Annotated in this window: 18 protein-coding genes; 3 read left to right on the top strand and 15 right to left on the bottom strand. The window is 47.5% G+C overall.

Annotated elements, in window-relative coordinates:
- Position 1: 1 nt before the first annotated feature.
- The 9 genes from nikB to FO446_RS14660 all read right to left on the bottom strand — a co-directional run bounded on the left by nikB (position 2) and on the right by FO446_RS14660 (position 11,493).
- Positions 2-940 carry a nickel ABC transporter permease gene (nikB, locus tag FO446_RS14700; protein WP_237901011.1) on the bottom strand — a complete coding sequence of 313 codons (939 nt, stop codon included), beginning with the start codon at positions 938-940 and terminating at the stop codon, positions 2-4.
- A 35-nt stretch (positions 941-975) separates the two neighbouring features.
- The gene (locus tag FO446_RS14695) at positions 976-2,280 is read right to left on the bottom strand and encodes a serine hydrolase domain-containing protein (RefSeq protein WP_237901010.1); all 1,305 of its coding nucleotides are present in this window, start codon (positions 2,278-2,280) and stop codon (positions 976-978) included.
- A 31-nt stretch (positions 2,281-2,311) separates the two neighbouring features.
- The gene (locus FO446_RS14690) at positions 2,312-3,955 is read right to left on the bottom strand and encodes an ABC transporter substrate-binding protein (RefSeq protein ID WP_237901008.1); all 1,644 of its coding nucleotides are present in this window, start codon (positions 3,953-3,955) and stop codon (positions 2,312-2,314) included.
- A 40-nt stretch (positions 3,956-3,995) separates the two neighbouring features.
- Entirely contained in the window at positions 3,996-5,075 is a 1,080-nt protein-coding gene (locus tag FO446_RS14685; RefSeq protein ID WP_237901006.1) for a M42 family metallopeptidase, read from the bottom strand.
- A gap of 25 nt (positions 5,076-5,100) precedes the next feature.
- On the bottom strand, positions 5,101-6,666 hold the full coding sequence (locus FO446_RS14680; RefSeq protein WP_229088223.1) for an AMP-binding protein: 1,566 nt from the start codon (positions 6,664-6,666) through the stop codon (positions 5,101-5,103).
- Between the two features lie 26 nt (positions 6,667-6,692).
- Positions 6,693-7,463, bottom strand: a complete 771-nt coding sequence (locus FO446_RS14675) for an enoyl-CoA hydratase/isomerase family protein (protein WP_173609191.1) — start codon at positions 7,461-7,463, stop codon at positions 6,693-6,695.
- Positions 7,450-8,334: an amidohydrolase family protein gene (locus FO446_RS14670; protein WP_237901004.1), complete on the bottom strand. Its 885-nt coding sequence runs from the start codon at positions 8,332-8,334 to the stop codon at positions 7,450-7,452. The genes FO446_RS14675 and FO446_RS14670 overlap by 14 nt, the downstream gene beginning before the upstream one ends.
- Positions 8,321-8,983 (bottom strand): TetR/AcrR family transcriptional regulator, encoded by a 663-nt coding sequence (locus tag FO446_RS14665; RefSeq protein ID WP_237901000.1) that lies wholly within the window; start codon positions 8,981-8,983, stop codon positions 8,321-8,323. Before FO446_RS14665 ends, FO446_RS14670 begins: the two co-directional genes overlap by 14 nt.
- 254 nt (positions 8,984-9,237) lie before the next feature.
- On the bottom strand, positions 9,238-11,493 hold the full coding sequence (locus FO446_RS14660) for an ATP-binding cassette domain-containing protein (RefSeq protein WP_173609194.1): 2,256 nt from the start codon (positions 11,491-11,493) through the stop codon (positions 9,238-9,240).
- Between the two features lie 397 nt (positions 11,494-11,890).
- Here FO446_RS14660 and FO446_RS14655 point away from each other — a divergent pair, with 397 nt between their 5' ends.
- Positions 11,891-12,964: a hypothetical protein gene (locus tag FO446_RS14655; protein WP_237900998.1), complete on the top strand. Its 1,074-nt coding sequence runs from the start codon at positions 11,891-11,893 to the stop codon at positions 12,962-12,964.
- Positions 12,965-12,967: 3 nt separating this feature from the next.
- A complete protein-coding gene (locus FO446_RS14650; RefSeq protein WP_173609196.1) occupies positions 12,968-13,150 on the top strand; it encodes a response regulator transcription factor in 183 nt (60 codons plus the stop codon).
- 58 nt (positions 13,151-13,208) lie between these two features.
- Here FO446_RS14650 and FO446_RS14645 read toward each other — a convergent pair whose 3' ends face one another.
- The 4 genes from FO446_RS14645 to FO446_RS14630 all read right to left on the bottom strand — a co-directional run bounded on the left by FO446_RS14645 (position 13,209) and on the right by FO446_RS14630 (position 18,494).
- Positions 13,209-14,294 carry a serine hydrolase domain-containing protein gene (locus tag FO446_RS14645; RefSeq protein ID WP_173609197.1) on the bottom strand — a complete coding sequence of 362 codons (1,086 nt, stop codon included), beginning with the start codon at positions 14,292-14,294 and terminating at the stop codon, positions 13,209-13,211.
- Positions 14,291-15,727, bottom strand: coding sequence for a serine hydrolase domain-containing protein (locus tag FO446_RS14640; RefSeq protein ID WP_237900996.1), 1,437 nt, complete (start codon positions 15,725-15,727; stop codon positions 14,291-14,293). The genes FO446_RS14645 and FO446_RS14640 overlap by 4 nt, the downstream gene beginning before the upstream one ends.
- A gap of 27 nt (positions 15,728-15,754) precedes the next feature.
- Complete coding sequence (locus FO446_RS14635; protein ID WP_237900994.1) at positions 15,755-17,374, bottom strand: ABC transporter substrate-binding protein; 1,620 nt, start codon at positions 17,372-17,374, stop codon at positions 15,755-15,757.
- A gap of 97 nt (positions 17,375-17,471) precedes the next feature.
- Positions 17,472-18,494: a MerR family transcriptional regulator gene (locus FO446_RS14630; protein WP_221866938.1), complete on the bottom strand. Its 1,023-nt coding sequence runs from the start codon at positions 18,492-18,494 to the stop codon at positions 17,472-17,474.
- A 359-nt stretch (positions 18,495-18,853) separates the two neighbouring features.
- Between FO446_RS14630 and FO446_RS14625 the strand changes: the two genes are divergently transcribed.
- Entirely contained in the window at positions 18,854-19,411 is a 558-nt protein-coding gene (locus tag FO446_RS14625) for a helix-turn-helix domain-containing protein (protein ID WP_173609201.1), read from the top strand.
- 59 nt (positions 19,412-19,470) lie between these two features.
- Here the strand turns inward: FO446_RS14625 and FO446_RS14620 are convergent, their stop codons facing one another.
- Positions 19,471-20,403 carry a D-alanine--D-alanine ligase gene (locus tag FO446_RS14620; protein WP_237900992.1) on the bottom strand — a complete coding sequence of 311 codons (933 nt, stop codon included), beginning with the start codon at positions 20,401-20,403 and terminating at the stop codon, positions 19,471-19,473.
- Between the two features lie 46 nt (positions 20,404-20,449).
- Positions 20,450-21,940, bottom strand: coding sequence for an aminotransferase-like domain-containing protein (locus tag FO446_RS14615; protein ID WP_237900990.1), 1,491 nt, complete (start codon positions 21,938-21,940; stop codon positions 20,450-20,452).
- Positions 21,941-22,134 lie beyond the last annotated feature (194 nt).

Raw genomic sequence — 22,134 nt, 5'->3', positions numbered from 1 at the left:
TTTACCGCCCCTCCTTTTCCGTAATGAGGTCGACACGCGGATCAATCAAACCATACAGCAAGTCGACCATCATATTTACCACGACATAGATGAAGCCCATCAGCAGCACAATGCCCTGAATCATCGGAAAATCACGGGCTGAAATCGCTCCGATAGCTAATGTGCCAATTCCAGGCCAGTTGAACACTTGTTCGATGATAACTGCCCCGCCCAGCAAAGTCGCGATTTGCAAGCCCACCACCGTAACAACAGGAATCATGACATTGCACAACGCGTGTCGGAATAGGATGATCGACTCCCTTAAGCCCTTGGCCCGTGCCGTTCGAATGTAATCATGGGAAAGCACTTCGACCATACCTGAACGCGTCAGTCGGCTGATCATCGCGGAAGACAAAACGCCCAAGGTACACGCAGGCAAAACAAGATCCTTCCATCCCGTACCACCCGCGATTGGAAACCAGCCTAATTGAACGGAAAATAACATAATGACGATTAACCCCAGCCAGAAGCTCGGCAGCGATAATCCGATCGAAGCTGCCGCCATCAGCATAAAGTCCAAGAGTGTATTCTTGTATTTCGCAGCAATCATTCCCATCGTTAAGCCAATGACAACCGCGATGCCAATCCCAGCAAAGGCTAGTTTGGCCGTTGCCGGAAACCGTTCCATTATTTCCACGATGACTGGTCTTTCTGTTTGTAAGGAGGTCCCGAAATCTCCTTGGATGACTTTTTTCATGTAGGTCAGGTACTGATGAGGAAGGGGCTGATTTAGCCCCATTTGTTCACGCAACTGTTCCACTTGTGCTTTTGTAGCCTTTTCCCCTATCATAATCCGTACCGGATCACCAGGAATAAAATGAACGAGCGCAAACGAAAAGATGGAAATGCCGAGGAGGACAATCACTCCTGATAGCACCCGATTCAACAAGTACTGTTTCATGATTCGTTCACTCCTCTCTTCCAGAATGCGTATGGCTAAACTCGCTTGGGAATTTGGCGATAAGAGCCCATCATGCGAATTACCGTTTGATTTTTGTCTCGTATAAAGCGTACGGTTTGATCCGACCCGTCAACGTTCGCGAGAAAAACGTCTTCGTCGATAGCTTTTAAAGAGAATGAGTCCGAATGATCTACCGTTATGATCAGCGTACCTGCATCCACGCTTACCTGAAGATGAATTCCTTCCATAGAGCCATACTCGCCCGCATATTCATGCAGACGCTCTGTCGGGAGGTCATATTCCTTATACGTGACATGCGTTGATTTCGCCGGACGATTCTCAATGCAGTGAAACGTGCCATGTGCCAATGCGGCAGCCGGCGAACCACTGAGATTAGTGAGCACCACGGTAGCCAGTCCGTATTCCGGGATGATACTCATGTGGGCTTGGATCCCTTTTTCTCTGCCGCTATGGCCCAGCATCACAGCACCGTAGAAATTGGGTGTAATCGCTACACCATACCCGTAATATTGATTTTGTTCGCAGCGGAAATAAGGGGTGATCATCTGCTGTACACTTTCCGTGCGAAGAATCCGTTCCTTGCCAATCAAACCTTTCGTTCGAAACAGCTCGGTGTATCTCATCATATCGGTGAGCGTTGATTTTAATCCGCCGGATGATTGAAACGGCGGTGTCTCAAATAGCGATGTTCTATCCTCGTACCCGTGCAACTCCGCCAAAGAAAAGCAACTATGCTGCATTCCCGCCGGTTGGAGAATATGCTCCTTCACATACGTCGAATATGGCTTGCCGCTTGCCCGCTCAACAATTGCTCCCAGTAGCGTATAGCAATCATTGGAATAACTGAACTCCGTACCTGGTGCGCCCAATAAAGGAAATTCCAGTTGTGCCATATAAGTCATCAATTCCTCATAAGTATTTATCCCACGCTTGAGTGCTTCATCGACGCAAGATAATGGCGGCAAACCGGAGGAATGAGTTAGAAAGTTGTGAATGGTGATTGCTTCCGTTCCACCACTTCCCGTTTTTACTTGAAACTCTGGCAGAAAACGGGAAACAGGATCGGCAACCGTCAGTTTTCCGGCTTCCTGTAGCTGCATGATCGCAATAGCGGTGAACGATTTCGTAATCGAAGCGATTCCGAACAAAGTATCAACTGTCACTACCTGACCTTGCTCAATATCTCGATAGCCGAAGCCTTTGGCATAAATGAGCTGTCCGTGTTTGGCCACTCCAATTGCAGCTCCAGGCACCTTGCATCCCAACATTGTTTCTCGGACAAACTCCTCATAACTCACGATCCATTCCTGATTGTTCATCACCTGTTCTCCTTGTTTTTTGTTTCTCCGCTTACTTAACCCACACGTCCTGATACCATTTCAGTCCGGATGGATCAAGCATCAATCCCTGAACACGGTTGTTTACCACGACAAACCGTTTTTCCGTGTAAATGGGAATCCAAAACGCCTCCTCTACAGCGCGCTTCTGAAGATCTTCATAGATTTTTGCTCTATCGTCGCTCTTCATCGTCACCTGTCCCTTTTCCAGTAAGGAATCGATCGTTTTGTCATGGATAGCTGAACGATTCATCCCACCGATCTGACTTGAATGCATGAACGGAAACAAGATATCAGGGTCATCAGCGACGTATCCATCCAGCGCCAAGTCAAATGTGCCGGCAGCAGTTAACTGGTCGACTGCGCTGCCTTCCAGAGTAATGATTTTCACGTCTACCCCAATTGCTTTGAACATTCCTTGCATCAACTGGGCAGGTTGAGACCATACTTCCATACTCAACAATTCGAGATGAAGCGGTTTTCCTGCTTTCTCCCTCATCCCTTGTGCATTCAGTTTCCATCCGGCTTCTTCCAGGAGCTTCACCGCTTCCTCGGGGTTGTATTTGTATGCATATTGGGCAATGGATTGATCGTATCCGAACAAATTTGCTGGCAGCGGTCCATCTGCAACAATTCCTTCGCCTTGCAGATGCGACTGCACGATAGCCTCTTTCTTTACTGCCATTTGCAACGCTTTGCGTACGTTTTTATCTTGTAAAATTTCGTTTTTCAAGTTCAGCTCGACAAACAGCCCCAAACCGCGCTTTGTCTGCTCCAGTACGGTAAAACGATCGTTGTTCTTGAATTTCTTCGCGTCTTTCGCAGGCAGATCAGCGATGTCGATGGTTCCGCTTTCCAAAGCAGCGACAGCCGTTTGCGGATTTCGAATCAATTTCAGAACTAATTTGTCCGGCCTCGGTGCTCCTTGATTTTTAAAGAAGGGCGTTGCCCAGCGATACGCATCATTCTGAATCAGCGTGATTGAATCTCCTGATTTCCAGCCCTCCATCTTCCATGGACCGACACCGACCGGATTCCTTCCGTATTGATCCCCAAACTTTTGCACAGCGTCCACCGAGAGTGGCTGCATCCAGCTCGCGGAAGTGAAATAGGTGAGGAGTGTGGCAGACGGTTCATTCAACTCCAAAATAAGGGTCTGATCATCTGGTGTTTTAATCGATTTGATGATGCCAAGAACCATCCCTACGCCTTTCGGAGCGATTTCCGGAGACATGGCCCGCTCAAACGTTCGCTTGTACGCCTGTGCAGTAAGCAGTGTCCCATCATGAAAGGTAACGCCTTTGCGAATCCGAAATGTCCATGTCTTCCCATCTTCCGAAATGGAGTACGATTCCGCCAGATGGGGATTAACCTCATTTGTTTGGGGATCTCTGTAAAGGAGAGCCCCCCCTAGATTGAGTGCGACCCCCTCCGTGCTTAACGTTGTCGATTTGTGGACATCGAGTGTATCTGGTTCACTGCCGATCGCGACGGTGATCGTTCCTCCCTTTTTCTCGGATATACTGGCATCTTTATTTCCTACATCCGTACCTTGTTTCGTTGCAGGTGCATCGCAGCCGGACACGATTGCCAGCAGTACGAAACAGGAAAGGACAATGCTCACAAACGTGGCGCTTTCCCGCTTTCTTATCCACATGAATGACACCACTCCCTTGTTTGGGAAATATCCTCGCCCCCTACGATTTGAGCCAATCAACCGTTTTTTGATCCAGCTTTTTGACGAGAGCCGTCAGCAATTTGACCGTATTTTCCACATCATCATGATGGAGAATCGAAGCGTGACTGTGGATATAACGCGCAGGGATTGCAATGACGATGGATGGAGCCCCTTTGCCAACCATATGAGCTGCTCCTGCGTCCGTACCCGCACCTGCAATAGCACCATATTGATACGGGATGCCTTCCTCTTCCGCCGTATCAAATAACAGATCCCGCAACTTCCGATTGGGCACGAGCGAGCCGTCGAATAGACCAATCGTAGGCCCGCCACCGCACTTGATATCAGGCAAATTAGGAGAGTCGGCTCTTCCCGGCGTGTCAAACGTTATCCCCGTCTCCAATGCAATGAATAGATCCGGCTGCACCATATAGGTGCTCGTGAATGCGCCGCGGCATCCCACTTCTTCTTGTGCAGTAGCGCCGCTAAATACGATGTTGGGATGATCCGTTTCTTGCAACTGTTTCATCACTTCAATGGCTGTCAGACAACCGCCGCGATTATCGAGCGCTTTTGCCATATACATCTTGTCATTTGCCATCACCGTGAAAGGGCAGATCGGTACAATTGGATCACCCGGGCGAATTCCCAGCTCCTTTGCCTGTTCTTCGCTGGATGCTCCGATATCGATGTACATCCGCTCGATTTCAACCACTTTCTTTCGTTCTTCCGAAGACAGCAGATGCGGCGGTTTTGACCCGATTACGCCGACAATATCCCCTTTGCGTGTTTTAATGTTCACGCGCTGTGCCAGCATCACCTGCGACCACCAGCCACCAAGCGGCTGGAAGGCGATGAATCCATCCTTCATCACACGCGTTACCATGAACCCCACTTCATCCATATGGCCCATCATCATGATTTTCGGTCCATTGGCCAGGCCTGTTTTCTGACCGATTATGCTTCCCAGATTATCTGTGAACACTTTTTCTGTAAGCGGTTCCAAGTGCATGCGTATTAATTCTCGCACTTCCTGTTCTTGTCCGGGAACGCCGGAAGCCTCTGTCAGCTCTTTCAGTACCTTTACCCAACTATTCATTCATATCTTCCTCTCCATTTGCAGGTTATCTCCATGTATCATCCATTCGATCATAGGAACCGATGCGAAGATCTGCTTTTTCGTTCGCCAGTACATGCTTGGCTATACGCTCAGATGGGGTACGAGGCAATTCACTACGGTATTCCCAATATCGTGGAACCTTGTAGTAAGCAAGATGCTCGGTGCAATGAGAGATCAATTCATGAGGAGACACCGTTTGGCCCGCTTTCACTACCACGTATGCCTTGATTTCTTCCCCGCGTATTTCGTCCTTCAATGGAAGGCAGGCGGCATATTGCACAGCCGGATGCATTTTCATGACTTCCTCAACCTCAGTAGCCGAAATATTTTCCCCACTCCGGCGAATCATCTCCTTTTTTCTGCCGACATAATAGATGTATCCGTCTTCGTCCATTCGCACCAAATCTCCGGTGTGGAACCAGCCGCCCTGAAAGGCAGCGCAAGTCGCATCAGGATCTTTATAGTAGCCATCCATCATCCCCAAGCCGCGCAGGAGGAGCTCGCCAACCTCCCCCCTCGAAACGGGGCGATTTTGAGTATCAACAATGCGGACAGTCCGGTCTTTATCCGGTTTTCCGATGCAGCCTGTTCCGAGCAATCGGTCATGATCTTGTGGTTTAACCGAAATATCTCCGCCTGTCTCTGTCATGCCAAAAACCTCATACCATGGCGCGCCCCATCGCTCTTCCAATTCGCGGTGCAGATGCGGGGGAATGGCCGAGCAAAGGATGGTGCGAACGTTATTTTCCCTGTCAAATGGTGAGCGTGGTGCTTTGACCATGAGCGTGGGCATGATTCCCAGACAGTAGAAAAAAGTAACGCCATATTGCCGTACTTTCTGCCAAAATGTAGAGGGATGAAATCGATCGAGAACCACAAGCTTTGCCCCTACAGCGATTGCCCCCAGCAAATTCCACTGCGGGTCCATATAGTAAAAGGGCTGCGCCGTTAACAGTACATCTGAATGGGTCAAATGGGGATGCTGCTCGACCATCTTGTTTGCTATGGTGAGCCAATATTCATGTGAGAGCATACACCCTTTGGGGAAGCCTGTCGTGCCGGATGTATACTGGATGTTGACTAAAGTTTCAGGAAAAACGGTAAGCGCTGTTGGAGTCGTGGGCGCTGTCTCACACATTGCTCTGAAATCGACAACGTTGGGATCGTCTGATTGGTCTACTGAGAGGATTGTTTGGAGGGTTTGTAAGGAAGGTCTGATCTTCTGTAGCAGGGATAAAAACTCCTGTGAAGTGACGATAACGATTGCTTCGGAGTGGTGGAGGATATACTGTGCATCGTACTCTTTGTAATTTATATTTATCGGCACGATATTCGCGCCTAGTTTTGCCAACGCCAGCCAGGTAAGCGGGAATTCCGGCTGGTTCCTCAGCATGACGGCTACCCGATCCCCATAGCCAACGCCCAGCACTTGGAGCATGTTGGCGATTTGGTTGGAACGGTCTTCTATCTCCTTAAATGACAGTTGTTCATTCCATTCATCAAAGACAAGCCCGATTTTTTCTCCCCATCGTTTGGCCGCCCGTGCCGTCAAAGACTTGATTTCTTGCACGTCCAAAAGGTTTCAGCCCTCCTTCTCTAAACCGATCCTTTTTTTCGGAACCCTTCAGCCGCCTGCTTGGATTCAATCGTTTGCACGGTTGCCAGCGCATGCTCGATCTCCAATTCAAAAGCTGCCTCCAGATCGCATTGTGCCCCGCGATTTAGCGCAAATTTGGCTTTTGCAAGCGCTACTTGCGGGAGCTCTGCTAACCGTTTCGCCCACTTGTCAGCTTCTTCAGCTAACACTTTATGATCCACTACCTTGTTGACGAGTCCTAACTGCAGTGCTTGCGATGCACCAAACCTTTCGCCCGAAAACAGCAATTCTTTCGCCCGGACCAGTCCGATCGTGATGGGAAGGATATGCGAAATCCCTCCGGTAACACTAAGTCCCACACTCACTTCGGGAAAGCCGAATTCGGCATCTTGAGCGGCGATGATCAAATCGCATCCGAGCGCAAACTCACACCCTGCTCCTAATGCATAACCATGGACCGCAGCGATCACCGGGAAAGGAACACGCTGGATCTTTCGGGTTATATCCTGAATCTTCTGTAAATTAAGGCGAAGCTCAGCCTCATTTGCAGGCTTTTCTTCATGCCGCAAATCATGTCCTGCACAAAAAGCATTCCCGCGGCCAGCCAGTATTGCTGCCCTTACTCCTTTCCGTTCCAACTTGTCGAGCGATCCATACAGCTCCTCTACCAATTGTGGAATCACCGCATTTAACCGCTCGGGGCGATTCAGGTGAATCCAGCCTACCTCTTGATGGATCTCACACTCTACCACCGCCTTACGTGTTGTCATCCTTTTTTACCTCCGCCTTTATTTTGGAAATCAATGCTTTTGCATTCGAACCGAGCACCTTCTCCAGCACCTCGGGCTTTATGCTTAATTCCTTCCATTCTGCAATCGCGCGTTCCAGAGGAAATACAGGCCAGTCTGTTGCAAAGAGGATTTGATCTTGCAAGAGGTTGTTAGCTAACCTGTACATCATTTCCCACCCTGCTCCTTGCACTCCCAAATACTTTGGAGAAAGCCCGCCCAAATCCATCAGAACATTGGGGTGCTTGCGCGCTACGGCAACCATTTCGGGCACCCAGGGCCATCCCCCATGACACGCAATCAATGTTAATTCCGGAAAATCACAGGCGACTTGATCCAGCAACAGCGGGTGTTCATTCCGGATGGGATGAATCATCGAATAATTAATTCCGGTATGAATAGCAACTGCCAAGCCTAACTCGGCAGCCTTTGCGTATAAGGGATATAATTTGCGATCATCGATCGGCATCTCAAAAAATGCAGGCTGGATGTTTACTCCCAGAAAGCCCAGTTCTTTGATGCGGCTCACTTGTTGGACAGCGCGCATCGGTCTGAAATGCTCCATTGAAACCGTACCGAATCCTGAGAAGAGCCTGGTGTGAGCGGATATGACTTTTGCCAATGCTTCATTCAGCGCATCCCCATCCTCGCCGAATTCGTATTCTGCGTGCATAATGGCGTGGTCTACTCCTGATTCCTTCATTTCTTGAATCAAATCGTCGAGCGTTTTCGTGATAGTCGATCTTACTTGTAACACCGCATCATATTGCCCGACGTACTCATTTCGCATTTCACCTAGGCGCGCCTCACGGAACTGCTGTGGCAAGCGGACACGGGCATCAAGAATGTTCATCCGCCGTAACCCCCAGCCATGGTTTCATAAAAAAACGAGCGGGTTCAGGCAGATCCAAATCAGCGACAGTCAGTTGTTGGCCGTTTCGCTTTGCCTGAACGAGTGCAAGCGCCATATCCGAAAAATTCAAGCTGATTTCTTCCAATGAATTTGGGCCATCGGGCGAGTACCAATGGGCGACGCCCGTGCACATTTGAAGCAAAGCCAGGACGGCAAGCTTGGTATTTTCTATTGTAAATACGCCCCCCTCTAATCCGCCCGTTAAAATACGCTGCCAGAGTAGCTCATATTCACTGCGCAACTTGGCAATTTCTTCGCGCGTATTTCCTGTCAGCGCACGGAACTCGGTATCTACTACTAGCGCTGTTAGCTTATCAATGGCATGGCTGGTAACATGAAGCTGTACAAATGCTGCCAATTGCTGTTCGGGCGCTTCAAGCTCAGCGAGTACTTCCTTTGCATTCCCAAGAAGAGTCTGTAATCCTTCTTGCATGATGGCAACGAGCAGATCCTCTTTTGTCTTCATGTAATGATAAAGGGTGGAAGAGGTTACCTCTGCTTCTAGGGCGATATCACGTATGCTGGTTGCTTCAAAACCTTTTCTTGCGAATAGCCGTAATGCTGCTTGAAATATTTTTTCTTTTGTCAAAAAAGCGCGCTCCTTTCTACCGATGATTGCAGGAAAAGAGAGTCCCTCATGTCCAGTTACTTGTGGCGGTACCAGGTACCATCATTTGCTTTTTGAGGTTAGTCGATCGATCGATCGATAGGCTGTTTGTAATCACCACTTTACTAATCACCCGATTTAATGTCAAGATTATTTTTTATTTTCTGATATTTATTTTGACATAACAAAAATCTCCTCCGGTTTCCCATGAGGAGATCTGATTTCGTTATGTTTCATTACTTCAAGTATCTACCCGTGATCGATTGCTCCGCATGGATGATCTGCGGAGGTGTGCCCTCGAAGACCACCTGACCGCCGTTGCTGCCTCCGTCCGGCCCCATATCGATAATCCAATCCGCTTGGCTGATCACATCGAGGTTGTGTTCGATGACGATTACCGTATTGCCTGCATCCACGAGGCGGTTCATGATCTCCAGAAGGTGACCGATATCGGACATATGCAGCCCAGTCGTCGGCTCGTCCATCACATAGATGCTGCCCTTCTTGTGCAGCTCGCTTGCCAGCTTGATGCGCTGACATTCCCCGCCCGAGAGCGTGCTGAGCGGCTGGCCGAGTGTAATATAGTTCAACCCTACATCACTCATCGCCTGGAGCTTGCGCACAACCTCTTTTAGCTCAAAAAATTCCAATGCCTGCTCCACGGTCATCTCCAGTACTTCTGCAATTGACTTGCCGTTCAGTTTGTACGCGAGCACCTCTTCCTTGAACCGTCTACCTCCACATACTTCGCACGGCAACTTTACGCTTTCAAGGAATGCAAGGTCTGTATACACAACACCCAGTCCTTGGCAGTTCTCGCAAGCACCCTTGGAGTTGAAGCTGAACAAACCTTGGTTGACCTTGTTCGCGGAAGCAAACGCCTTTCGCACATCATCCATAATCCCTGTGTAGGTCGCGGGATTCGAGCGCGTTGACACGCCTACCGCCGATTGGTCGATGACAATCGCATCTGGATGCTTGGCGAGGAATACTTCGTTAATCAGCGTACTCTTGCCGGAGCCCGCGACACCGGTAACGACCGTCAGCACTCCTGTTGGAATATCAACATTAACATTTTGCAGGTTGTGAAGTGTGGCGTTTTCGATGGTCAGCTTGCCAGTCGCTTTCCTGGAATCTTGCTTTAGTTGGAGCGGCCGATTCATATGGGTACCAGTCAGAGTCCCTGACTCTAGCAGACCTTGGAAGTTTCCTTCATACACGATGGTACCGCCGTGGCTGCCGGCGTGAGGACCGACGTCGACGATATGATCTGCCACCTTGATTACATCAGGATCATGCTCGACGACAATGACGGTATTGCCCTTGTCGCGCAGCTTCTGAAGCAATTCGTTTAGTCTATGCACATCACGCGGGTGCAGGCCAACACTGGGCTCATCGAAAATGTAAGTGACATCCACCAGACTGCCGCTCAGGTGCTTCACCATCTTGACGCGCTGTGACTCGCCGCCGGACAATGTATCCGTCTCACGGTCCAGCGTCAAGTAGTCCAGTCCGATATCGACCAGATGCTGCAACCGCTCCGTCAGCGATTTGACCATCGGTGCAGCAACTGAATCGTCAATCTCTTGAATGACGCGGATAAGCCGACCGACCTCCATGGAGGACATCTCCGCAATATTAAGTCCGTTGATTTTGCAGTTTAGCGCGGCTTGACTGAGTCTTGCTCCGAGGCAGCTTGGGCAGGGACCCTCAGAGATGAACGGCGCAACAGCTTTTTGTGTACGCTCAGACTTCGTCTTTACATCCTGCTTAATGTATTTGTTGGTGAACTTCTCAATAACGCCTTCCACTGTAATATTCGTTGCCTTCCCTGCGAAATCCATCTTCACTTTTCTCGCCTTGCCATAGAGCAGTTGCTCCAGTTCCACTTCCGAATAATCGCTCAGCTTCTTGTCTGGATCGAACGAACCCGACTGCACGATGATCGTCCAATCCCAGCTGTCCACTTTATAGTCCGGCAGCATGATTGCCCCTTCATTCAACGACTTGGACATGTCTACTGCCTTGCTGAGGTCGACGCCTAATTTGCGACCGATCCCGTTGCATTCGGGACACATACCTTGTGGATCGTTAAAAGAGAACATGTGCGCTTGTCCAACATAGGGCTTTCCTACTCGGGAGAAGAGAAGACGGAGAATGGGAGAAATATCGGTAATCGTGCCCATCGTGGAATGGGAACCGCCGCCCAACCGCTTCTGGTCCACGATAACTGCCATGCTCAGGTTCTCGATCGCGTCCGTATCCGGCTGCGGATAGCGCGGCAGGAAATTGCGAACGAACATGCTGAAGTTTTCATTCAGCAATCGTGTGGATTCTGCAGCGATCGTATCGAAGACGATCGACGACTTGCCGGACCCAGATACACCGGTGAAGATCGTAATCTTCCGCTTGGGAATACGTAAGGAGACGTTCTTGAGATTGTTTTCCCTCGCACCCGAGATTACGATATACTCCTGATTAGACTCGCTCATGCCCATCATCCTTCCGATAGTATTCAGTTTTACTTATATTTACATTGTACCATGAAAAAGCTGTTAGGGAACATCAGTTCCTCCAACAGCTTTTCATTGTCAATCATCCCATGTTTCTTTGCTTGATTACAGAAGAGGCAAAATTGCGTTCGCGTACGCCTGGGCTCCCTTTTGATTAGGATGACCGATGGAGGCACGTTTGCAAATCTCGAAATCCAAGCCTGTGCACCCAGCTTCTGTGCAGGAGACGAGTCGCTCGGCTGTGATCAGGTCTTGGGGTGTCAGATCCAAATTGATGCCGAATACATAGGGATCATCGGTCAGCGCCGCATGCTCCGGATCAAAATTCGGATCAGCGAAAAAGATACTGCGTCCGCTCGTCGAAGCTGCTGCCGTATTGCGTCACTTCAATCAGGATAATCTGTCTTTTTTATTGAAAAGGGAAATTACGGCGTCCGAGTTTTTCCAATTGATCCGATTTTCGTTTGTACGGAAAGTGGACAGCGGCTGGACGATTCATTCCTTGATGAGAGAAGCAATCGCCCAGGACATGCGGGCACGCACTCCGCTTCATTTTGCAGATTTGCAAAAGCGGTCCGTTTACTACTATTATGAGAAGTTCACCAAGTCAGCCCATTCGGTCCGCACTCCAGAGGCATTGGAGCTAACCTTCTTTTTAGGTGACGCACTCATTCGCGCTTTTTTAAATTGGTTCGATCCATTACCCCAACCATTCGAATCGATCCACATTGGTCATCGGGAAGAACTGCTGGAGTATATCCGCAACCAGCGACTCTGTCCCTCCCCTAAAACAATCAAACTGTTTGATCCGCATACAAACCGCCATTTTGGTTTTCACCTGACAGCGGAGCAAACCTTGTACCCATTGAATTGGCTTGATCATGACCGACTATTCTCTCTCGGGTATGACGTACTTCGCGTTCTGCGCAATGAAAACGGAGCGATCTCGGCACTTGCCGCAGTTGTTCCCATCAATGAAAAAACTCTTCCTTATCTGATGGAACATTCCGGCTCCCGTTCCTATTTTACTGCGCTATCCAAACAAGACCTAGAACGGTTCTCCGTGCCAGAACACGCACGAGCAGGCTGGTTCATTCACACGATTCATCAAGACGATTACGAGGATGTTTCCCAACACACTGCCATTGGCCATTTGCTGCATGGGTTGATGTTCACTGGGGAGTTTTTGTTGTGTTCACCTGCACCATTTCCCTTTTTCAAAGCCGCCCATGAAAGTTTGGGATTTGATATTGCCGAATTTGCCACCCACACCAACTACGATGGAGTAACACCCACACTCGTATTTTTTCGTGATACGCAAGGCGAGCATCTCCCCGCTTACTTGCAAAAGCTGCTCAAACGATCGGGATTGGATGCGGATTTGCATTTGGAAGAAGAAGCGGTTCCATCTCCTGCTCTACCAGCTTCACAGGGCATGGTTACCTCGTAGAACATGAGCATACTGACGGTACGAGAAAGGGAAGTAGCCGCTCTTGTTCTGGAGGGATTAACGAACGCCGAAATCGCTGCCCGCTTGTATTTGAGCGAAGTAACGGTAAAAAAGCATTTGAAATCCATTTTTGAAAAGATGGATGTCAGCAACCGGACACAACTGGTGAAAAAAATGCTTGTGTAAATCGAAAAAAAGAGGAACCGTAGATGGCGGCTCCTCTTTTTTATGTACCTAACAATGGTTACGGCATGACATACGGTTGTTCGAATAAAATATTCTCGACTGCCTCTACTACTTTTTCTGTCCACTCCCGTTCCTGGTCCACGTTTGTGAGATAAATAATCGTTTTATCTTTTTGAATGTAACGTCTTAGCCAGCTTCTATACCCCGGCCAGCTTCCGCCGTGATGCACGACTTTTCCTGTCACCTGATCTTCACGTAGCCGCCAGCCATACCCATAATGAGATAGACTGTTGTCACTAAGCTGCACTGGGGAAAACGCTCTCTCTAGTGTTGCTTTTTTGACCAGCTTTTCTGTGTAGAGAGCTCTGTCCCACTTACGCAAGTCATCCAGTGTTGAACTGACCGCGCCGTCTCCCTGAATGCCATCCAGATAAATGACAAAATCCTGCTCACTTGATTCATCCGGTAACACTAGTGCTTCAGATGGAGCAGAATACAAGTAACCGTAGGCGTAATGCTGGATCAACTCAGGAGAATGTCTTCGGTTGTACACTTTCGTGTGCTGCATATCTAGTGGTTGAAAAATGTGTTGCTGCAAGAAATCGGCAAATCGTGTACCAGCTACGTGTTCTACGATAGAAGCCAATAATGCATAGCCAGTATTACTATACTCATACTTTTCATTGGGTGGAAACAATACGGTGGGTCGATGCTTGATTAGCTGTTCGAGGATGTCTTGATTCGTCGCGATTTTCGATTTGTCCCAATGTTCTGCAAATAAATCCATGTAATCTGGCAAACCGGATGTGTGCACAAGTAGGTTCTCTACGGTAATATCGTCATAAGGGAAATCTGGGAAGAAGCTGTTCACTGTATCTGTATAGTCGAGCTTCCCTTGCTCTTGCAAGATCATGATGCCCATTGCTGTAAACGCCTTGGAAACGGATGCAAGCTCAAATACAGAATGCGGTGACAATCTCTCGGCCGTTTCCAGATTGGCCATTCCTATGGAATTTTGATAAAAAGGTTTTCCTTCTTCCAAAATCAAGATGTTGCCGCTCCAATTATTTTGTTCAGCAATCGCAGAAAAAAGCTCATCAAGCTGGCGGCATCTTGCATCACTTACGTTGGCTCCCAGTGTCATTTTTCGTTTCCCCCACTCGTTTTTGTAAATTGTCTCCCCGAAAAAGCCATTCGAACAATCTTATTCTTTTCAGCTCTGATAAACCGTGCCGCGAAATCTGTACCAAAAGCCCGGACTACAAAGAGATCTTCAGAAAACGGCTTCATTACGTAGTTTTCTCCCAAAAAAGAGAGCATTAGCTGACCATTTTCCAATCGGACCGGCAATGTCCCAAACTCACTAGAATGATAATCCCCCACGAATTGATTCATTGCTTCCTCAGTTAGGAAATCAATCTTGCTAACCAGATGAGAGGATTCAGGAGGGCGGTTTTCCAGACTGTTTAGCGCACCCACCATAACCGCCAGAACCGGCGACAATTCTAGATTGGACAGTGCCACTCCGGTTAGTCCTGTTTCGGGAAAAAAGCACATCTGAGCCGTAACCCCTTTAATACCACCACTATGCTCCACTAATGTTTTTCCATAGTAGTCAGTTGTTATGACCAAGCCATATCCGTAAAATTGACCAGGTACCAAGTCAGTCGGAAAGTAAGGGGTTATCATTTGTTGTACACTTTCCGGGGTCAGGATACGATTACCCCGTGCGGTAAGCCCACCTTTGCAGAACATGTCCGTATATTTCAACATATCCCGCACGGTTGATTTTATAAATCCTGCCGCCCGAGAAGCGGGAGAATCCCACCAGTTCGGAGATGAGAGTACTTCCTTGTAATCGCCTCTGTCTCGCATGATATACAGCTTTGTAATATTCTCATAGCCATTTAGCTCTTCCAGAAAAAAGCTCGTGTGCTCCATCCCGATTGGATCGATGATATGCTCCTTGACATAAGCCTCATACGACTTCCCGCTGACGCGTTCAATGATCGCTCCCAGCAAGGCGAAGCAGTCATTGGAATAACTGAACTCCGTGCCTGGTGGCCCTAGCAGCTCTAAATCTAAAGTAGAGATTACACTCATCAGGTCTTCGTACGTATCGATTGGGACCGTTTCATCTGCCTGGTTTTGCATCAATGGAAGGTCTTCTACCTCGTTCGCTTCCAAGCTTCGCATCACACTTGCCAAAAATGTGGGCAAGGGGGGAATTCCACTCGTATTCGTCATAAAATGATGAATCGTGATTTGCCCCACATCAAGATTTTTCAGACGGAATTCCGGCAAGTATTTGACAACAGGGTCATGTACGGATAACTTACCCGCCTCTTGTAATTGCATGACTGCCGCACAGGTAAAGGATTTTGTTATCGATCCGATACCAAAAACCGTATCGATTGTAACTCCTAACTGCCGTTCCACATCACGGAAGCCAAATCCGTTACTATAGAAGATTTCACCATCCTTTGCTAATCCCATACAAACACCAGGAACCTGACTTTTGGTTATCAAATTTTGGGCATATTTTTCAAAAGAATCAATCCATCCGTTATGTTGCATGCGCTTCTCTCCTTTGTTGGCATGTAGTTAGTTCTCGACCCAGCTGTCATTATATGTCGGCATGACAGATGTCCACTTTACTCCTTTTACTCGAGAATTTATGACAGTATAGGCCTTATCGTAATAAAGAGGGACAACGTACGCTTGCTCAATGAGATGCTTTTGTACATCCATATACACTTGCTTTCTGACATGAGTCTGTAAGGTTGTCCGCCCTTTCAAAAGGAGGGCGTCCAGCTTGTCGTCTTTTACACCAGACAGGTTGTAGGCACCGGTGGAATGGAAATAAAAGTATAAAATATCAGGATCATCATAGACGCCCGATATCAACGTTACATCAAAATTTCCTTTGATGACTTCCTGCATGTACCCTGCTATTTCCAGATTCTGTATCTTTATGTTGATACCAGCCTCTCCCAGCATGGCTTGGAGCAATTGGGCTTCTTTGTCAAAATCTGCGGTACTGAGTAAATTCAGACTCAGTGTTTTTCCGTCCTTTTCTCTCACACCACTTCCATTTACTTTCCAACCAGCATCGTCCAACAATTTCTTGGCTTCGCTCACATTATACGCGTACCCGTACTTTTCTAAGGATTTGTCATACCCTAGCGTCGATGGAGATAATGGCGTATGGGCTACTTCGCCTTCTCCCTTCGTAACAGCCTGGACAATGGCTTCTTTATTGATGAGCATATGAAATGCTTTACGCACCTGAATATCTTCAAACGGTGGTCTCTTCAAATTCATCTCCATCAATAAGCCCAGTCCTGGACGCAAGCGTTCTATCACTTGATATTTCGAATTATTCCGATAATAGATCGCGTCTTTCACAGGTATTTCCGTTGCTACATCGATAGCACCACTCTCTAGCGCTGACAATCTGAGTTGGCTGTCAGCAATCGCTTTTATGACAAGCTTGTCGGCTCTTGGAGGACCTTGATTTTCATAATATGGTTCTCCCCACTGAAAAGCTTCATTTCTAACATAGGTGACAGCTTCCCCCGTATTCCAACTCTCAAACTTCCACGGCCCTACTCCCACAGGACTCCTGACATAATCCTCCCCAGCGTTTTCAATCGCTTTCAATGATAAGGGCTGTGTAATATAATTCCCTAGCGAATCGAGGAAGGCAGTATTGGGTTCATGTAGTTCCAGAACGAGGGTCTGATCGTCTGGCGCTTTCACACTTTTTATTGGAGCCATTACCTCAGCGGCTGTTTTTGCTTTTGTCTGCGGATTAAGTGCACGATCGAAGGTTTCCTTAAAACTTTTTGCGGTCAGCGGTGTCCCATCGTGAAAGGTAATCCCGGAACGAATGGTGAAGGTCCACGTTTTGCCATCCTCAGAAATTTTAAAGTCACTAGCTAGAGAGGGCTTGTATTCGTTTGATGCAGGATCCTTATAGAGCAGAGATCCACCGAGCAACCAGGTATAGACCCCAGCAGATCCAGCAGACATGTGAGCATCTAATGTATCTGGTTCATAAGGGTACGCTACTGTAATGGTTCCGCCCGATTTTGGTTTGGCACTCTCCTGTTGCCAGGTTGGAACAATTGTTTGCGTGCTGCAACCAACCACCAGGAACAGACATAGCGTGACAAATCCCCCTATAAAGACACTGTACGTTTTTCGGTTGTTTTTTTTCATGTGTCAGCATGCCACCTCCCGCCCTTTTCAATTTGAAAGAACTTCCGATGATGACAGATGATTTCACCTCCTCCGCAAGCTGTAACAAAGAGTACTTTTACTCGTTATCCAGTTGTTGAAGCTTCCACTGTACTCCTTGGTAGAATAATTCATTTGTTTTCATATACGATTGCAGACCTGGGTACAGGATTATACAAATTCTTCTAAAGCGCTCGAGATTTTCGGTTTGGCTTGAAAGCAACCATTCAGCAAATCGACGGAAAAATGATTGCGAGACAGGAAGTTCGTCAACATCCGCAAACAGCAACACATACTCTTGAATATTCGCCTGTACGACAGGACTATCTGGAGTTGCATGTTGCTCTGCTGCTTTCAACAGCTGTTTATGGTTTTTAAGCATTCTGGCAGTCCACATCTCCACACTGATTTTAGGTAGGTGAACTACTTCCAGGAAGGACATAACATTATGCTTCATTTCCCGGACAATCTGTGGATCATTAAACATTGCCTCCAACTCATCTAATGCAGCCGTTTGCGCCGCCGAAAGATTGCCTTCCAGCAACGAAGAGACGTTAACCCCTAGTAAAAATATCTCTCGCCATTCAACCGGAAATTGTTCAGGAAAAACGGACGAAAACATTTTTTCCAAAATAAACTTTTCTCGTTCCAATGCATTTGTGGAAATCGATTCAATAAGCTCGTGCATATAGCTCAAAGAATCATTGCCGTCCTTACTCTGCTTTGTTTGTTCCAAAATAGTCTTCATGCTGGCAAGTGTACGCATTTGGATGTCCAAAGCTTCGATTTGCCATTCTATCGCCATATCAACAGGGATATCCCCAGCTAACATTCTCTTAATATCATCAATTCCAAAGTTTAAATAGCGCAGGGTTAGGATCAGTTTTAACCGCCATATTTCCTCTGCTGTATACATACGATGACCTCCAGGAGTTATCTCAGCAGGTGAAAGCAGGCCAATCTCGTCATAATACCGAACAGTGGGTACAGAAGATCCTGTCATTTTCGCCACTTGTCCTATGGAGAACTTCACTTCCTTTGTTGTTAGATCGTTCTGTTGATTTTGTGTGGTGTCTAATCTGTTCCTCGCCTTTGCGTGCACGTTATAACACCCCCCTTTAGCCAATTATAAAACCTCATGTCACTTGAGATTCAAGAGGCAATATGAAAAAGCCCGGTGGTTCTTGACACCTGATTTCGTAAACAAGATCGGACGGTTGGAATTATTCATAGGGATCTGTGCTTTAATAGCTCAGACCTGAATGATTAATCGTTAACACAGCAGCAACATTTCCATCGGAATTTTCCGTGATCCTTGAAAGATCTTGTTCTCCATAGACATAGCACCTCTTTTCGTATATTTTGGACTATATAGTGTCTGGTCCGAGCTATATACAGATTAATTGCAGAATATAGCGTACATACGTGGAATATAACGTCCGAATTCAATGGAGGGTATTTATGGAAGAGTTTCACACAAATATTGGTGAGAATATAAAGCGTATCCGAAAAGAAAGAAACTTGAGCTTGGATAAAACTTCTGAAATAACAGGGGTTAGCAAAACGATGCTCGGACAAATTGAGAGAGGCAAGTCTGCTCCAACCATCACTACCCTTTGGAAAATAGCTAGTGGGTTGCGCTTGTCCTTTTCTTCACTCGTTAGTCAATACAAGCCGAATGTCACGATCATAAAAAAGAAGGAAGTAAACCCCATTATTGAAAATAACGGTCAATATCGTGTGTATCCACTAGTCCCATATAATCCCGAACAGCAGTTTGAGATCTTTTCAGTAACCCTTGAACCAGGATGCGAGCGTATAGCAGAACCGCATACTACTGGCGTTGAGGAGTTTATTCTCGTAAATGAAGGCACGCTAGAGGTTGTCGTCAATGAACAAGTTTACGTAGTTGAGTCAGAGGATACTCTTATTTTTAAAGCAGACAGGCCCCACATTTATCGAAACAACGGAGATCGTATTGTAAAATGTTCCGTAGTCATTCACTACTCCAGTCAATGAAACAAAGAGAAACCCCATACATGTAGGGTTTCTCTTCCGTTAGATCACTCTTATAGATGTTATCCTGTTACAGTGTTCCCCCATTCCCGTTTCCGTTCGTGGAGCGAGCTGGCAATAATACGGTCTAACAGATGTGTAAAGGTCATACCTGCTGCACCTGCACTCTTTGGAAACAGGCTGTTGGCGGTCATCCCCGGTAAGGTGTTCACTTCTAATACGTAAGGTATATCCTGACACAAAATCATATCGACCCTTGCATAGACTTTGCACTTCAGCAGTTGGTAGCTTGCGAGCGCAGCCTCGCGCACACGCTGCTGGGTAACGGGAGGAAGCTCGATCACCTTCTCCTCCGCGCCCCCATCCTCATATTTCGCTCGGTAGTCGAACCACTCTGAATGTGCGGAGCGAATGCCGATTATCGGTAGTACCTCGCCATCCAGAATCGCGCAGGTTAACTCCGTCCCTTTCAAATAGGGCTCAATCAAGATCCCCTGATCCAAATGACTGGCTTCCTGAACAGCCGACAGCAGCTCCTTCTCATTTTGCACGAGCTGGACACCTATGCTGGATCCCCCCAAGTTTGGCTTCACAATCACCGGGTAACCCAATTGCTTCACCGCTTGTGGATCATAAACGTCCTTCCAGTAAAGTCCTGCAGGCGTTTGAATGCCCGCTGCCTTCAACAGCATCTTGGACAGTTGTTTATTCATGCATAGGCTGCTTGCCAGGACACCGCTTCCTGTATAGGGAATACCAAGTGTCTCCAGTGCTCCCTGCACTGTGCCATCCTCACCATATTGACCATGCAGTGCCAACAGCGCGAAATCGATGCCAGCCTGCTGTACCTGCGTGATTAAATCCGCTCGCTGAGTAATGACAATGGGAACTGCCTCGTAGCGACTCCGATCCAAATGATTGATCATCTCTTGACCAGTCTTCAGCGAAACTTCTCGCTCTGAAGAAATACCACCCATAATAACGCCTATCTTCATGATGACACCTCATTTTTCTTCCAAATGGTTGTGTAGTTTGTAATCGTTATCTCTCCAGAAAGGGGCGCACCTGTTTGCCGATTATCTGAATGCCCCGCTCGATATTTTCATCCGTTACTCGTGAAAAACCTAGTCGCAAAGTATTCGTCCCTGTTCCTTCTTGAATAAAAAACTTGTCCCCCGGTGTAAAAATGACCCCTTGCTCTGTGCAAGCTTCTAGCAGTTGGCGTGTATTTACGCCTTGCGGAAAGGTAAGAAACAAATGCAAGCCCCCGTCCCCAGTTAACTGCGCCTCAGGGAGATATACTTCACAGCATGCCTTTGTCAGTTCATATTTGCGCTTATATTCCATACGGGCTTTTTTGACATATTTATCAAAGTTTCCATTTAGCAAATATTGATAGAGTATTGATTGATCGATGGTTGAAGTGTGAATGGTGCGTGCACGCTTAATGCTTTCCAGATTGTCGATCAATGCCTTGTCTCCGAGCAACCAGCCCACTCGCAATCCAGGGAACAGTACCTTGGAGAAGCTACCAATATAGATGACACCATTCCCCTGCCCTGCTGTCGCGATTAATGGCGCAACATGCGCTCCCGAGTAGCGCAACTCCTCGTTGAATCCATCCTCGATCACAGGAATCTGATAATGCATCAGTAATTTCATAACCGCACTGCGCTTCGCTGGCGACATGACTATGCCTGTCGGATTGTGATAGGAAGGAGTCAAATAGGCCAAATCGAAGCTGTTTGTCTGCTTATGCAACACCGCCTCAAGCTGCTCCACATCCATACCATCACTCTCCATCGGAATGCCGGTAATCTCAAATCCTTGCAACTTCAAATTCTTGATCGCTGTATGATGGGTCGGATTTTCACAAATGGCTGCCCCACGGCGCGCAGAAGGACGAAGTACCGACAACACGATGTCAAACCCTTCTGTAAACCCGTTTGTTATCAGCATATCCTTACCGCTTAAATCGACGCCCTTATTCTCCATATATCGCATCAAGTAATCGATCAGTGGCTTGTAGCCCTTGGCATAGCCGTAGTTGAGTAAGACCTGCCCTTCGACTGCCATCCGATCCAAAAACGCCCGCCTTACATCCCCCAAGTCAAATAACTGCTCATCCGGCGCGATGCTTGTGAATGAAATGGTTCCTTTTTTGCCGCGTATGCCTTGCTTCATCATGTCTAGTTCTACAGCAGATACAGCATATTCGTTCATTCGTGCCTTCCAGTCGATTTGCCAGGAGGCATAGCCGTCAGTTCCTTCGTTATGCGCAGTCAAATGGCCCACCATCGTGGTAACATAACTGCCTTTTCCTGGAATCGCATACGTAAATCCGTCATCCTCTAAACCTTCGTATGCAGCAATGACCGAATTGCGACTCACTTTTAACAGACTGCTCATTTCTCGGGTGGAGGGCAGCTTTTGATCTGCCTGAAGCGCACCTTTGATAATTAAACGTTTGACGTATTCTTTCACTTGTATCGCGACTGGACGGTCACCAACAAGCTTGAAATCCTGGAACATCCTTCATCGCCCCCGTCTATAATGATGGCATGGGAGACGAGAGAAAAAAAGAACCACCTCACTGGATTTTTCATCCTTCGGTGGTTCCTCTGAAGCGGTCAGCATCCATCCGGCGGTAAAAATGACGTAAAAAAGAACCCATTTTTCTTAAGGGTTCCTCTTTTGCAATCAGTTTTAATAGACCGATCGTGGAT

Origin of the sequence: Brevibacillus brevis (assembly GCF_022026395.1) — a bacterium.
In the GTDB taxonomy this organism is placed as follows: domain Bacteria; phylum Bacillota; class Bacilli; order Brevibacillales; family Brevibacillaceae; genus Brevibacillus.
This window is presented reverse-complemented; position numbering and strand designations above follow the sequence as displayed.